Origin of the sequence: Halomonas sp. R57-5 (assembly GCF_900070345.1) — a bacterium.
In the GTDB taxonomy this organism is placed as follows: Bacteria; Pseudomonadota; Gammaproteobacteria; order Pseudomonadales; family Halomonadaceae; genus Vreelandella; species Vreelandella ventosae_B.
The window spans coordinates 3540320-3554679 of the sequence record NZ_LN813019.1; the positions used below are offsets into that span (position 1 = coordinate 3540320).

Sequence of the window (14360 nt, forward strand, 5' to 3'; positions counted from 1 at the left end):
TGGTGTTAATCCAACGGCCTTAGATTGTGGCATGGGTGCTGCGTAGAGACTAGATGCAGAGGCGAGATGCAGAGAGTAGGGCAAAGACGAGATTTAGCGCCCTCCATGGCGCCGAAGAGTTAAAACGTTTCCCACGCCTCTTCCGTTGGTTGTGCCTGGGCAGTGCGTTGCGGAGAGCTGTGCTGAGGTGCGGCTAGTGCTTGGGGAGCTGGTGCTGATAATGGAGTAGGTGTAAGTTTAAGCAAGCGCTCGCGGGCGGTCTCGCTGCTCTCATCTGCTGCGCCCTCTAAGCGGAAGGCGGCAATCACATTAGCCAGTTCCAGGGCTTCCTGGGTGAGGTTCTGGGCGGCGCTGGAAATCGACTGTACCTTGGAGGCGTTCTGTTGGGTAACGTGATCCATTTCCGAGACGGCGGTATTTATTTGCGCGATACCGCTGCTCTGTTCATCGGACGCGGTGCTGATCTCTTCCATAATATCACTGACTTTCATCACCTGAGTAACGACCTGCTCAATCGCGGCTTCGGCCTCTCTCACAGCCTGGGCGCCGCCGTTAATCTCCTCGGRGGAGGCGTCGATTAAGCGGCGAATTTCGCCTGCGGCATCGGCACTTCGCCCGGCTAAGTTACGCACTTCGTTAGCCACTACCGCAAAGCCACGCCCCTGCTCGCCGGCCCTTGCGGCTTCCACCGAGGCATTCAGCGCCAAAATATTGGTTTGAAAAGCGATGCCGTCAATCACACTAATGATATCGGTCATTTTATTGGCGCTAGCAGCAATGCGCTCCATACGCTCAACCAGCGCCTGCATGCGCTCGCCAGTTTCCCGGCTGGTCGTCGCATTTTGCATGGCCAACTGATTGGCCTGGCGGGCGTTTTCAGTGTTTTGCTGCACGGTTGCGGTCATTTGATCCATGCTCGAAGCGGTTTGCTGCAGCGAGGACGCCTGCTGCTCGGTGCGCGACGCCAGGTCTTCATTCTGCTGTTTGATGTGTTCGGACGCAGGTGTCACCACATCGACTTTGTTGCCCACCTCGGTAATCAGCCCCGACAAGCTGGCACGCATGGTTTCCAGCGAACTCAGCAACTCGCCTAACTCGTCATTACGCTTTAAAGTCACTCGGTTGGCGAGGTTACCCGCAGCGATTTGGAACGTTACCCGGCGCGCCTCGTTGAGCGATTTAATCAGCGATTTAAGGACTGCCATGCTGAGGCCGACCATTAATATGATACCTAGCAGGAGAACACCTAACTGGCCGTATAAGAGCCCTTGCTGTTGCTGCTCGGCGTTTTCCATCAAGGTTTGAGCGGCCGCTCGCTCCTGGTCCACCAATACATTGATAGTGGCACTAATACTCTCAGAGGTAGGTTGCACGGTGTCATTAAAGGCTTCAAAAGCGGCAAAGCCGTTGCCATCACGGATAGCGGTTAGGGTGGTATCGGCACTTTCGTTAAAGGTGGTGAGGTGCGCTGTTAGCCCTTCCTGCACACTGCTTGTTTCGCGTTGCGCGCTATAGCCTTGCCATGACGCTTCAATAGCGGTGCTCATGGTGGCTAGTTGTGTATCCAGCACATCGAGATCTGCACGCCGCGGGTTACGCACCGCAGGCTCTAACACCTGGATCACTTGGCTAACGCGCTGACCAATCTGCTGAAGATCGGTGATGCCTTCAAGACCGGTTTGATTGAGCGTTCGCAGCCGTTCAGCGGAACTGGTTAAGCCATAAACCCCTGCTGCCCCCGCCATTACCAATAAGATAATAGACGCCAACACCATGCCGATTAGCTTGGCCTGGATACTGCTGAAACTAAAACGTTGCGCCCAACCCCGCAGCCCCGTGCGGCGTAACGCACCATAATGAAGCTTAAAGCCACGTATTTTGCCCTGTTGCATTGCAGTGTACACGCGCTCAGCCCGGGCAACGGCCTTAGCCGAGGCTTTGCGCCGGATAGAGGTATAGCCCACAACACGCTCACCATCGAGCAGCGGTGCAATGGTGGTATGTATCCAATACGCCTCTCCACTTTTACGGCGATTTTTGATCAGTCCTTGCCAGCTTTTACCGGCTTCAATGGTTGACCATAGATTTTGAAAAACGCCTGTTGGCATTGTCGGGTGGCGGAACAAGCTATGGGCTTCGCCCATTATCTCTTCCAGCGAATAACCGCTCACCTCCACAAAGGTCTGGTTGACGTAGGTGATTCTGCCCTGAAGATCCGAGCGTGAGATCAACACTTCGTCATCGGCTAGCTCATAAACAGCGGATGCTGCTTGTTCGGCATTTTGCATTTAGAACCCCTACTTTTTATTGAAGGCTTGCGCCATCTTTAGGCTTAGCGGTTCCCTAACACTAAGCCTTTTCAATTAGAGGTGATGCATGAAATATGCCACCGCAAAGGGTGGCATATGATTAAAACGAATAAAGGCAAATCAATCACCTAACCGCGTTGCCTGGGGTACTAGAATTCTTCCCATTGGTCGGCGCGTGGTTGCGTTGCGGGTGGCTTAGCGCCACGCTGCTCGGCAGGCCCGGGCAAACTTTGGGCTGCTTTGCTGAGGGCTTGGTTGGCGCGCTGTAACTTCGCTCGCGCCTCTTTGATGCTCTCATCTTGGGCACCTTCCAAACGGAACGCATCAACCACGTTGGCGAGTTCATAGGCTTCAAGGGAGAGGTTGTCGGCTGACGCCGCAATCGACTGCACTTTAGAGGCATTCTGCTGGGTGACAAGATCCATTTCGGCAATCGCCGAGTTAATTTGCCCTATCCCGCTGCTCTGCTCACTGGAAGCCGTGCTAATCGATTCCATCAGCTCACTGACCCGGCTGACCTGCTTAGAGACCTCTTCAATTGCCCGCTCCGCCTGCTCCACCGCACTGCGGCCACCGCTGACTTCCTGGGTGGTGCTATCAATCATCTTACGGATTTCCTGGGCGGCATCCGCGCTACGACCAGCTAGATTGCGCACTTCACTGGCGACAACCGCAAAGCCGCGGCCGTGTTCGCCCGCGCGCGCAGCTTCAACCGACGCATTCAGCGCCAGGATATTGGTTTGGAAGGCAATACCGTCGATCACGCTGATCATCTCGGTCATCTTTTCAGCACTCTGGGCGATACGCTGCATGCGCTCCACCAGCTTTTGCATTTGCTGACCGGTCTCCCGAGTACTTGCCGCATTTTGCACCGCCAGGTCGGTAGCCTGACGGGCATTCTCAGTATTCTGCTGAACCGTCGAGGTCATCTCCTCCATACTCGAGGCGGTCTGCTGAAGCGACGATGCCTGCTGCTCGGTACGCGAAGAGAGCTCTTCGTTTTCAGCAGCTATCTGCTGAATTGCCGGAGTGACCACAGAGACACGATTCTCTACATCACCCACGATGCTGGAAAGGCTAAAACGCATGGTGTCCAAGGAGTAAAGCAGCTCGCCCAGTTCATCGTTGGTTTGACGCCGCTCACGGGCGGCCAGGTTACCCGCGGCAATTTGGAAAGTGATATAGCGCGCGCCGGACAAACTGCGAAACACCGACTTCAGAATCATCACGCTTAGGCCGATCATGACTAAAAAGCCCACTGCCAGTAGCACCAATTGCGCTATTAGCAGCTGTTGACGCCCGCCTTGCGCGTTGGCGACCAACGCTTCGGCATCGGCGCGCACCTTTTCGACCAGCGTGCTGTTCATCTCACGTAGTGATTCAGTCGTCGGCACCACTGTGTCATTAAAGGCTTCAAAGGCCGCAAACCCATTGCCCACTTGAATCGCTTCAAGGGTTGTTTGCACCCCGTTTATCCAGGTAGCCAACGTACTGTCAAAGACCTGGGCGGACTCATCCGTCACCGCATCACCCGCGTAGTAATCCGCCCACAGCGTTTGCATGGCTTCGGTGTATTGGCCTATGTCTGCGTTGACGGCATCCAGGTCAGCGCGGCGGGGGCTGCGCACTGCAGGCTCAAGCGTCTCAAGCGTTTGGCCAATATGGCGTTCGATATGCTGCAACGAGGCGACATCACCCAATCCGGAGCGATTAATGGTTTCTAGCCGTTCACCGGAGATCATCACCGCGTATACGCCTAATCCACCCGAAAGGCAGAGCAGCAGCAGCGATGCCACGACCATGCTGGTGAGCTTGGCTTTCAAGCTAGAGAACTGAAAGCGCGACAGCATACCTGTCAAGCCTTTACGCCGCAGTGTGCCTTGAGCCAGCTTATAATGGCGGGACTTGCCCTTTTCGCGAATGTCGGCGTAGACTTTTTCTGCCCGGGCAACGGCTTTACCGGCAGCTTTGCGGCGCACAGAAGTGTAGCCAACGATACGCTCACCGTCCCGCAGTGGCGCGACCGTAGCATGCACCCAGTAGTGATCGCCGTTTTTACGTCGGTTTTTGACTACGCCTTGCCACGTTGTCCCCGCTTGAATCGTTTTCCAGAAGTCTGCATACGCGGCTTCAGGCATATCTGGATGACGAAGAAGGTTGTGAGGAGAGCCGATTAGCTCTTCACGGCTATAGCCACTGACCTCAACGAAGGTGGGATTGGCATAAGTGACATTGCCTTTTAGATCCGAGCGGGAGATCAATACCGCCTCTTCGCTCAGGACATACTCGCGTTGCGTCACAGGCTGGTTATTGCGCATCAGTTCTCCAAGAATTAGATATTCTTAATTTTTATTCAATCATACGCTATTATCGCTAGGGTTCTTGTCAGCAAACCAGTGAACAAATGTAAAAAAAGCGCCTTACTTTGGTAAGACGCTTAATAAAAGGGCAAATAGCCTCTGCAAGGAATTAAATAAACGTTCTATCAGCGGCCAAACACCACATTGGCCACATCACGGTAGCGTTTCGCAAAGTGCACCGTCATGCCCTCTTTTAGGTAGTCGGGCAGCTCTTGATAATCGCGTTTATTGGCATCGGGCAGAATTAATTCAAAAATATCGCTGCGCCTTGCGGCAATCACTTTCTCGCGGATCCCCCCCACGGGTAGCACCTGGCCGGTTAGGGTTAACTCGCCGGTCATTGCCAGTGGCCGATCGATCGCATGGTGCTTGGCCAGCGAGAGCAGTGCGGTGGTCATGGTGACACCAGCCGAGGGGCCATCTTTGGGCGTGGCGCCTTCGGGCACATGCAAATGCACAAACGCCGAGTCAAAGAAGTCTGCATCGGCGCCATACTCCTGTAGATGACCTAAAGTATAGCTGTAAGCGATGTTAGCGGACTCCTGCATCACTTCGCCGAGCTTGCCGGTGAGCTTAAAGCCACGATCCAGCGAGTGTACTTTGCCCGCTTCGATGGGCAGCGTCGCCCCTCCCATGGAGGTCCACGCCAGACCGGTCACCACCCCTTCGCCGGTAAGCACCTTTTCCTTACGGAAAATCGGCGCACCTAAGAACTCCTCAAGATTTTTAACCGATATCTTGACCGTCTCGCCCTCTTCTTCGAGCAGTTTAACGGCCGATTTACGCACAATGCGGTGCAGCTGTTTCTCCAACTGGCGTACGCCGGCTTCCCGGGCGTAGCCTTCAATTACCTGCTTTAAGGCCGCATCGGACAAGCTGATGCGTTTTTTCGTCAGATTGTCGCGCTTGAGCAGTTTCGGCCATAGGTGGTTCTTAGCTATCGCCAGTTTTTCTTCGGCGATATAGCCGGAAAGACGTATCTGCTCCATGCGATCCAGCAGTGGCCCAGGAATCGAGTCCAGGGTGTTGGCGGTGCATATGAACAGCACCTTGGAGAGATCCATGCGCACGTCGAGGTAGTGATCAAGAAAGTCGACGTTTTGCTCAGGGTCGAGCACCTCCAGCAGTGCCGAGGCGGGGTCGCCCTGGAAGGACTGCCCTAGCTTGTCGATCTCATCCAACATGATAACGGGGTTTTCGACCTCGACCTCTTTAAAGGCCTGCACCAATTTGCCGGGCATAGCGCCCACATAGGTACGCCGATGGCCTTTGATTTCCGCTTCATCGCGCATGCCGCCCACCGAGAAGCGGTAGAACTGGCGCCCCAGGGCTTCGGCGATCGAACGCCCGATGGAGGTTTTACCTACCCCCGGCGGGCCGACCAACAGCACAATCGAGCCGCCTACGTCGCCTTTAAAAGTGCCCTCGGCCAGAAATTCGATGATGCGCTCTTTAACGTCTTTCAAGCCGTCGTGGTCACGATCCAGCACTTGGCGGGCGTGGGGTAGGTCCAACTGATCTTGGCTGGTCACCCCCCAGGGCAGTGAGGTGAGCCAATCCAGGTAGTTGCGCGTGGTGCCGTACTCCGGCGAACCGGTCTCCAGCACGCTGAGTTTGTTGAGCTCATCGTCAATGCGCGATTGCACGCGCTCGGGCACGACCAGCGATTCAAGACGCGCTCTAAAGGTATCCACATCGTTTTCGCGATCATCTTTGGAGATACCCAGTTCACGCTGGATGACCTTGAGCTGCTCACGCAGGAAAAACTCGCGCTGGCGATCCTGCATTTGCGCGTTGACCTGCTCGCTGATCTCGCCCTGCAGCAGCGCCACATCGATCTCTTTGCGCAGCAGCGGCAGCACTTTCTGCATCCGCTCTTCCACCGACAGGGTGGCCAGCACATCCTGCAGTTCGGGGCCTTTGGCGGAGGTGATCGCGGCGGCAAAATCGGTCAACGGCCCCGGCTGATGGGGGCTGAAGCGGTTGAGGTAGTGTTTGAGCTCTTCCCCATACAGCGGATTAATCGGCAGCAGTTCCTTAATGCCGTTGATAATCGCCATGGCGTAGGCGCGGGTCTCTTCATTCTCCGCGTCAACCGGCTCTTTCGGATAAGTGACTTCGACGAGATAAGGCGGCTCTTTAGACAACCAACGGGTAATCTTAAAGCGCTGAAGACCTTGGGCGATAAACTGAATTTGATCATCTTCGCCCTTGAGTTTATGCACTTTGACCGCGGTACCGATTTCGGGGAAACCTTCGTGGTCAAGAGAGGTAACGCCCTGTTCACCCACAAAGGCAACGCCTAGGGTGTGGTGCGGCGTGTTGCCCACGCGGCGCATGGTCTCTTCCCAGCGCTCACGATTGACCACCAGGGGTTGCACCTGGGCAGGGAAGAAAGGTCGATTATGGATAGGCAAGAGATAAATACGTTCAGGCAGCATTTCGCTGGCGGGCACGAGGGAGTTTACTCGTTCGCCGTCAGAGCGAAAATCTTCACTGCCCTTCTCATCAGCCGTCGTTGAGGATGACTGTTCATCATCAGTTTGCCAGTCAAGGTGTTCATTATCACGTTCGTAATCCTGGTCGCTCATGCATCCTCCAATGAACCGGTACTGGCGGTGAGAACCGCCTAGCGKTGTCCATGGAATGCGGGCAGTGCAGCTAAACTTCAACCCTTGGGGAGTAGAACAGCCTGCTTAACAGCGCTACCTGCGAGCGTAGGTAAGCGTTGCTTTTAAATTATTGAGGCCAAAGCTCGGGCATTGGGCGACCATTGATTCGCCATACGCCGCGTACCACATCAAATTGCAGCTCACGGGTGCCGAGCGGCAGCCCTAACCATAGCGCAGCGACGGTAGGCGCATCGTGCCAGGTGAAATCGCCATCAATACGCTCCAACCACTTCGCCTGCTCTTTCTTATTATCCAGATTAACCACACTCAGCTCATCCAACTGGCGGGCATCAAAAAACAGTGCGCCATCCGCATCCAGGCGAATACCTAGCAGCGGACTGTCGATGGCAACGGTCATCACATCTAAACGCGGCGAGTCGCTAAGCACTTTGCGCAAATCCGGCTCAAGGCGTGCCAGCAAGCCTTCGGCCATGGGTAGGCTAGCGTCTCCCCAAGCGGCTTCCTGCCGCAAACGGCGAATCACGTGGCGTACCGCATCGGCATTCAGGCGGGAGAGTTCCATCTCTATGCGGCCATTAAGTAGCGGCATGTCCGGCGCTTCAGAAGGCACCATCACATCACCTACCTCTAAGTCACCTTTGATACGCAGCTCGCTCTCATCCAGCACCATATGACTATTCAGGTCGAGGGGCGAAAGTTGGATATCGTAGGAGGGGTAGCTCAGCGTCATTGTTTCAATATGCAGGTGATCGCGCTGAGCAAAGTGGTAGGCACCGTCGGTATAGGTGTAGCGGCTTTCCAACGCCGTGGGGCCTAGCGCTAGCTGGGCCATGCCATCGGTGAGGGTGAGTTGGTCAAACAGCGCGCGTAGCCGCCAATCGCCAAACACGCCTTCCAGGCGTAGCCGACCGCCGCGAACGGCTAAGTCGCGGCCATTTTGTTGAATAACGAAGGGAGCAAGCGCCAGGCGCAGCTCGCTATGACCGCTCAGGGTGTGGTAACGCCCTTGCCAGCGCGGCACAGAGGGGGCAGTGACTTCGCCCAAGGCTTGCTGCAACACAGTATCCAGGCGCGGTAACACAGTGCCTTCGACATCTGTGGTTAAGATACCGTGACGCGCATTATAGGTCAGCTCAAGACGCCAGGGGCGACCCAATAGCGGTGAAAGAATCAGCCTACCTTGGGAGCTTAGCCAGCCCTGATGACTCTCAGTACGATTGACGCGCCACTCTCCCCGCGCCTCCAAATCTTCGAGCGCTTGGCGCAGGCTGCGCTCAAAAAGCACGCTGGAGAGGAGCTGCGCTGCCATCCACACCACCGCGATAATTGCCAGTGTGGGGACAATCAGACGTTCCTTGCGCATGCTACCTCCTTGAAGCCAACGCCTTGCAGTCAATGCACTCGAAAAAAGTTATCAACCGCTCCTGATCTCTATTTACCACTTACCACTTACCAAGTTTAGTGAAGCCAGAACCACAGGTGCATAGTACTCCAGGCGTAGGCCCCGGCCATCACATCATCGATCATAATACCAAAACCGCCCGCTACGCGGCGGTCTGCCCAGCGTATCGGCCAGGGTTTAAAGACATCGAAGATGCGAAATACCACAAACCCCCATAGCGCAGCTTCCCACGAAAAAGGCACCGCCGCCATGGTCAGCCAGTAACCCACAAACTCGTCCCAAACGATGCCAGAGTGATCGTGGACACCTAGATCGTGAGATGTTTTATCGCACAGCCAAACGCCAATAACAAAGGTGACAAAACAAATACTCAGGTACCACCCCAGGGGCAGTTCCGCCATCATCCAGTAGAACGGAATGGCTGCCAGGGTGCCAAAGGTACCGGGTGCCCAAGGCACAGCGCCGCTGCCTAAGCCAAAGGCAAAAAAATGTGTTGGACGGCGCCAGACACTTTTAGGTGCACGATTCATGGCGCTTCCCCACTAAAATGCTGCCAGCCGGCGTAGCTGCTTAGGTCACTCTGGTCAGAGGCCCTCACGCCGAGCGATTCGCAACAGTGACCAATGACGGTCAGCGTCAAGCCTAATGGCGCAAGGCGCTGCTGCGCCGTGGCTACATCGTTAGCACGCAATGTCACTAGCAGCTCATAATCATCGCCGCCGGAAAGCGCCGCCTGTAAAGCAGCCTCCCGACCTAGCGTGCTTTCCAGCTCATCAGCTAATGGCAGCGCGTCTAACGCGATGACGGCCCCTACTTGCGAAGCCTCGCGAAGATGGGCTAGATCCGCCAGCAGGCCGTCGGAAATATCCAGCGCCGCGGTGGCTAGGCCACGTAGCGCCAAGCCCGCGGCTAAGCGCGGCTGCGGCAACAGATAGCGACTTAGCAGCGGATGCGCTACATCACGCTCGCCCCGCTGCCAAAGCACCAGCCCGCCTGCCCCGCCGCCCAATGCGCCGGTGACGGCGATCAGGTCACCCGCCCGGGCACCGCCACGGGTCAAGGCTTCACCCACTGGGACTTCGCCCATCACGGTGACGCCGATGGAGAGCGCACCAGAAGTGACATCCCCCCCCACCAGCGTTGTGTCGTGCTGCTGGTTGAGGGAATGAAAGCCACGCGCATAGTCTGCCAGCCAAGCATGGACAGCTTCATCATCGGCAAATTGACGCTGATCCAGGGTCAACGCCATTAAGCACCAGCGTGAAGTCGCCCCCATGGCGGCCAAATCGCTCAGCGCAACGGCCAAGGCACGGTGGCCCACCGCAAATGCCGGGGCTTCGCGGGGAAAGTGTACATTCACCACCGAGGTATCAACGCTTACGGCCAGCTGTTGACCTGCTGGCGGTACCAGTAGCGTGGCATCGTCTCCACATCCTAGTGTGACGCCATTTGACGCGGTCGACGCCTCCTGCGACGACATAAAGTAGCGTCGAATCAAATCAAATTCGGCAAGCACAAAGGCCCCTTAAACGCATTGTCATACCGCTCGCGTTCAGAGACGACGAGCGGTGACCTCGGCACTACGCAAGCGAATAGCCAGCTTGTCGAGAATACCGTTCACGTATTTATGGCCGTCGGTGGCGCCAAATGACTTAGCCAGCTCAACGCCTTCGTTAATCACTACACGATAGGGTACTTCCATGCGCCGGGAAAGCTCGTAAGCGCCCAATCGCAGAATTGCCAACTCGACCGCATCAAGATCTTCCAGGCGGCGGTCTAACAGGGGAGAGATTTCACGGTCCAGTTCCACCTTAAAACGTACGGTATTATGGAGCAGCTCGTGAAACAGTGCCTTGTCGGCMATCTCCATCACCTTGACCCAGTTTTCATGATCTTCCAGATCATCATCAGCCACCTGGCTACGAAACTCGGCTTCAATAGTGGTGATGGATTTACCCGTCATGTGCCACTGATAAAGCCCCTGCACGGTTAACTCACGCGCTGCGTGGCGGCCCTGCTGAGCGGCAGAAGGTTTACGCTCGCTCATTGGTTATCTCCTAACGGCAGCGCGCGCAGCAGAGAGACCATTTCCATGGCCGCCATGGCCGCTTCGGTGCCTTTGTTACCGGCTTTGGTGCCCGCACGCTCAATCGCCTGTTCGATGTTTTCAACGGTTAATACGCCGTTAGCCACCGGGGTATCAAACTCAAGCTGCAAGTGATTGATCGCCGTATTGCAGCCGCCCGCCACATACTCAAAGTGAGGCGTTCCACCGCGAATGACTGCGCCCAGGGCAATTACTGCATCGGGTTTCATCACCTTTAGCACGCGCTTCACCGCCAACGGCAGTTCCCAGGCACCTGGCACGTGAACAATATGAATGTGCTCGGCGTCTACGCCGTGGCGGGTCAAGCTGTCGACGGCGCCTTCCACCAGGCTATCCACCACGTGATGGTTAAAACGGCCGACCACAATGACATAGTGGCCATCGACGTCAACAAAGGTACCTTCAACTTGAGTGAGGGAGTGCATCAATTTATTCCTGCTAAATTAGTCTTGCTGAGAAGTTGGCTCGTACGCCGTGTCGTTAGGRCCCAGTCGCTCGACGACTTCAAGGTCAAAGCCGGACAGCGCGGAGAACTTCCACGGTGAACTAAGTAAGCGCATTTTACCCACGCCTAAATAGCGCAGAATCTGCGAACCGGTGCCGATGGTTAAGTAGTTACCGGCGCCGTCGGAATCGCTAGTACGCGGCTGACGCACACGATCCAAAAAGATATCCAACTGATCTTTTAAATCCTGATGAGGGCGGCCGTCATCAATCAGCACAAACACACCCGGCGCGGCACCGGCAATCTCTTCCAGCGCCCGATGAGCATCCCAACGGCACTGCTCGTCTTTCATCAAGCCCATCACGTCGCGTAGCGTATCGCTAAGATGCACGCGCACCGTGGTGGCTTGCTCAGGCGTGGGCTGGCCGTTCACCAATGCCAGGTGATGGGCGCCCTGTATACGATCACGGAAAACGTGCAACGTCAGCTCGCCATGGGAGGTCATCACCGTTGACGCTTCTAGATGGTCGATGGTCTGCTCATTGACGATGCGGTAGTGAATCAAATCCGCAATGGTGCCAATTTTAATACCGTGCTCATGAGCAAAGGCTTCGAGTTCCGGGCGGCGCGCCATGCTGCCATCATCATTCATGACTTCGCAGATCACACCGCTGGGGTCACAGCCTGCCAGAGCCGCCAAGTCACACGCCGCTTCGGTATGCCCGGCACGACGCAGCACACCGCCCGGTTCTGCCATCAGCGGAAAGATATGGCCCGGCTGCACGATATCCGACGGCTTGGCATGGGGCGCCGCCGCTGCCTGTACTGTGCGCGCTCGATCCGCCGCGGAAATACCGGTCGTGACCCCTTCGGTTGCCTCAATCGAAAGCGTAAATTTGGTACCAAAACCGGAGCCGTTATCACGCACCATCAATGGCAAATTAAGCTGCTCACAACGGGCACGGGTCATTGGCATACAGATCAAGCCACGGGCGAAACGGGCCATAAAGTTGATATGTTCGGCCTGCACTTTTTCGGCGGCCATGATGATATCACCTTCATTTTCGCGATCCTCATCGTCCATGAGAATCACCATTTTGCCCTGGCGAATATCTTCAACCAGCTCGGCGATAGGGGCTAAGCCTCTAGAGGTGGGGTGCGCCATGGAATCTCCAGTCAATGTTTTCATGAACAGTTGTCACGAACGGTTCTCATGAGCGGTTGTCATTAACAATTATCACAAACAATTGCCGTGAGCAGTTGTCGCAAAGAAAACGTCCCGCGAAAAATTAGTCATGATTTTGCGCGTCAGGGTACCTTGCTCTCGTTCAATGCGCTAGTCGCCTGAGGAGAGGCGATAATGCGCCAATCACGCCCCACCGCTCGCATATCATGAATGGTTAAACGCCGCTGGTCGGCCATACGCGAGAGCCCTGGCAGCGCAAAAAGCGGCCGTGCTTCGCCACCTAACAGCGTGGGGGCGACAAACAGCTGCAGTTCATCGACCAGCGCCGCGTCAAGCATAGCGCCTGCCAGCGTCGCACCGGTTTCCACCAGCAGTTCGTTAACCTGCTCATTTTCTGCTAACCACTGCAGCATTGCCACTAGATCGATACGACCATCGCTCCCAGCGGGCACTATCTGAACTTCCGCACCCGCTTGGATTAGCCGTTCGCGCTTCTCCTCCGCGTGCTCTGGCGTGGTGATCACTAGCGTCCGCCCTGGTTCGCTTAAACAGGCCGCCGCCAGGGGTAAGCGCAAGTGGGTATCTAAAATCACCCGCAGAGGCTGGCGGCGAACCACGTCGTCAACATTATCGAGGTGCAGCTGCTCTTTGCGTAGCGTTAGCCGTGAGTCGTCCATAATAAGCGACTCCACACCGCTCAATATGGCGCTGGAGCGCGCCCGCAGCCGCTGCACCTGTGTTCGCGCTTCGGGCCCGGTAATCCACTGGGACTCCCCGGATCCCATGGCGGTACGGCCGTCTAAACTCATCGCCATTTTCAGGCGCACAAAGGGACGCTGTTGGGTCATGCGAGCAATAAAGCCGGGGTTTAACCCGCGCGCTTCACTCTCAAGCAAGCCCACAGCAACCTCGACACCGCCCTCTTCAAGCATGCGAATGCCGCGACCGCTCACCTGGGGGTTAGGATCCACCATCGCGATCACTACCCGTGACACGCTGGCCTCCTTCAATGCTACCGCACAGGGCCCGGTGCGCCCGGTGTGGGAACAGGGCTCCAGAGTCACGTAGGCGGTCGCCCCCTGGGCCCGCTCACCGGCGGCATTTAAAGCGTGGATTTCGGCATGGGGKTCACCGGCACACCGATGAAAGCCTTCACCGACAATCTGCTCATCACGCACAATCACACAGCCGACCCGCGGGTTCGGATCAGTAGTGTATAAGCCCTTTTGCGCCAGTTGCAGCGCCCGCGCCATATAGCGGTGGTCGGCGTGGCTAAAATCGCTGCTCATTTTGACGGTCCGCTCTTGTTTGAGGGCTCTTGGGAAAGCCGATCAATCTCAGCGCGAAATTCATCCAGATCCTGGAACTTGCGATACACCGAGGCAAAGCGGATATAAGCCACGTGATCAAGGGTTTTAAGCGCTTGCATGACCGACTCACCGATATCCCGGGCGTTGATCTCACGATCGCCCCGAGCGCGCAGCGTTTGACGAATGCGCTCCACCGCCGCTTCAATGGCTTCAGCACTGACCGGGCGTTTTTCCAGTGCGCGCAGCATGCCTGCCCGCAATTTGGCTTCGTTAAAGCTCTCCCGTGAGTCGTCAGACTTCACCACTCGCGGCATGACCAATTCAGCGGTTTCGTAGGTGGTAAAGCGCTCTTGGCAGCTCGCACACTGGCGGCGACGGCGCACCTGGTCGCCATCGGCTACCAGCCGCGAATCGGTCACTCGAGTATCGTTTGCACCACAAAAAGGGCAATGCATGGCGGTCAACCTGTTGTCAGCTCGTGTCGGCGTGCCCCACGAGTTAGCGTGTTATAACCTGTCAATGTGTGTGCTATTAATGGCGTTTCGCAGTAGCAACTGCCACAAGCTAATATATCTTAGCGTTTAAACGCGGTATCAACCTCGTATTGT

General features: G+C 56.2%; 11 protein-coding genes. All 11 read right to left on the reverse strand.

Translation table 11 applies throughout. The annotated features are described in order from the left end of the window. Positions 1-119 precede the first annotated feature (119 nt). The 11 genes from HALO_RS16245 to nrdR all read right to left on the reverse strand — a co-directional run bounded on the left by HALO_RS16245 (position 120) and on the right by nrdR (position 14207). The gene (locus HALO_RS16245; protein ID WP_050713695.1) at positions 120-2288 is read right to left on the reverse strand and encodes a methyl-accepting chemotaxis protein; all 2169 of its coding nucleotides are present in this window, start codon (positions 2286-2288) and stop codon (positions 120-122) included. Between the two features lie 170 nt (positions 2289-2458). Beyond that, the gene (locus HALO_RS16250) at positions 2459-4627 is read right to left on the reverse strand and encodes a methyl-accepting chemotaxis protein (RefSeq protein WP_035577842.1); all 2169 of its coding nucleotides are present in this window, start codon (positions 4625-4627) and stop codon (positions 2459-2461) included. A gap of 167 nt (positions 4628-4794) precedes the next feature. Then, the gene (lon, locus tag HALO_RS16255) at positions 4795-7260 is read right to left on the reverse strand and encodes an endopeptidase La (protein ID WP_035577841.1); all 2466 of its coding nucleotides are present in this window, start codon (positions 7258-7260) and stop codon (positions 4795-4797) included. A 148-nt stretch (positions 7261-7408) separates the two neighbouring features. Then, positions 7409-8665: a DUF945 family protein gene (locus tag HALO_RS16260; RefSeq protein WP_035577840.1), complete on the reverse strand. Its 1257-nt coding sequence runs from the start codon at positions 8663-8665 to the stop codon at positions 7409-7411. A 95-nt stretch (positions 8666-8760) separates the two neighbouring features. Then, entirely contained in the window at positions 8761-9234 is a 474-nt protein-coding gene (locus HALO_RS16265; protein WP_022519723.1) for a phosphatidylglycerophosphatase A family protein, read from the reverse strand. Next, positions 9231-10220: a thiamine-phosphate kinase gene (gene thiL / locus HALO_RS16270; protein WP_035577838.1), complete on the reverse strand. Its 990-nt coding sequence runs from the start codon at positions 10218-10220 to the stop codon at positions 9231-9233. Before thiL ends, HALO_RS16265 begins: the two co-directional genes overlap by 4 nt. A 36-nt stretch (positions 10221-10256) precedes the next feature. Beyond that, the gene (gene nusB / locus HALO_RS16275) at positions 10257-10751 is read right to left on the reverse strand and encodes a transcription antitermination factor NusB (protein WP_050713696.1); all 495 of its coding nucleotides are present in this window, start codon (positions 10749-10751) and stop codon (positions 10257-10259) included. After that, a complete protein-coding gene (ribH, locus tag HALO_RS16280) occupies positions 10748-11236 on the reverse strand; it encodes a 6,7-dimethyl-8-ribityllumazine synthase (protein ID WP_035577834.1) in 489 nt (162 codons plus the stop codon). Before ribH ends, nusB begins: the two co-directional genes overlap by 4 nt. 18 nt (positions 11237-11254) lie before the next feature. Then, complete coding sequence (gene ribBA, locus HALO_RS16285; protein WP_035577832.1) at positions 11255-12421, reverse strand: bifunctional 3,4-dihydroxy-2-butanone-4-phosphate synthase/GTP cyclohydrolase II; 1167 nt, start codon at positions 12419-12421, stop codon at positions 11255-11257. A gap of 143 nt (positions 12422-12564) precedes the next feature. Further along, entirely contained in the window at positions 12565-13731 is a 1167-nt protein-coding gene (ribD, locus tag HALO_RS16290) for a bifunctional diaminohydroxyphosphoribosylaminopyrimidine deaminase/5-amino-6-(5-phosphoribosylamino)uracil reductase RibD (RefSeq protein WP_050713697.1), read from the reverse strand. After that, positions 13728-14207, reverse strand: coding sequence for a transcriptional regulator NrdR (gene nrdR / locus HALO_RS16295; protein ID WP_035577827.1), 480 nt, complete (start codon positions 14205-14207; stop codon positions 13728-13730). The genes ribD and nrdR overlap by 4 nt, the downstream gene beginning before the upstream one ends. Between the last annotated feature and the right edge of the window lie 153 nt (positions 14208-14360).

What these genes read in the sequence shown, in the direction of transcription:
- HALO_RS16250 (WP_035577842.1), bottom strand. Translation starts at nt 4,627, where the DNA reads ATGCGCAATAACCAGCCTGTGACGCAACGCGAGTATGTCCTGAGCGAA.
- lon (WP_035577841.1), bottom strand. Translation starts at nt 7,260, where the DNA reads ATGAGCGACCAGGATTACGAACGTGATAATGAACACCTTGACTGGCAA.
- HALO_RS16260 (WP_035577840.1), bottom strand. Translation starts at nt 8,665, where the DNA reads ATGCGCAAGGAACGTCTGATTGTCCCCACACTGGCAATTATCGCGGTG.
- HALO_RS16265 (WP_022519723.1), bottom strand. Translation starts at nt 9,234, where the DNA reads ATGAATCGTGCACCTAAAAGTGTCTGGCGCCGTCCAACACATTTTTTT.
- ribH (WP_035577834.1), bottom strand. Translation starts at nt 11,236, where the DNA reads ATGCACTCCCTCACTCAAGTTGAAGGTACCTTTGTTGACGTCGATGGC.
- nrdR (WP_035577827.1), bottom strand. Translation starts at nt 14,207, where the DNA reads ATGCATTGCCCTTTTTGTGGTGCAAACGATACTCGAGTGACCGATTCG.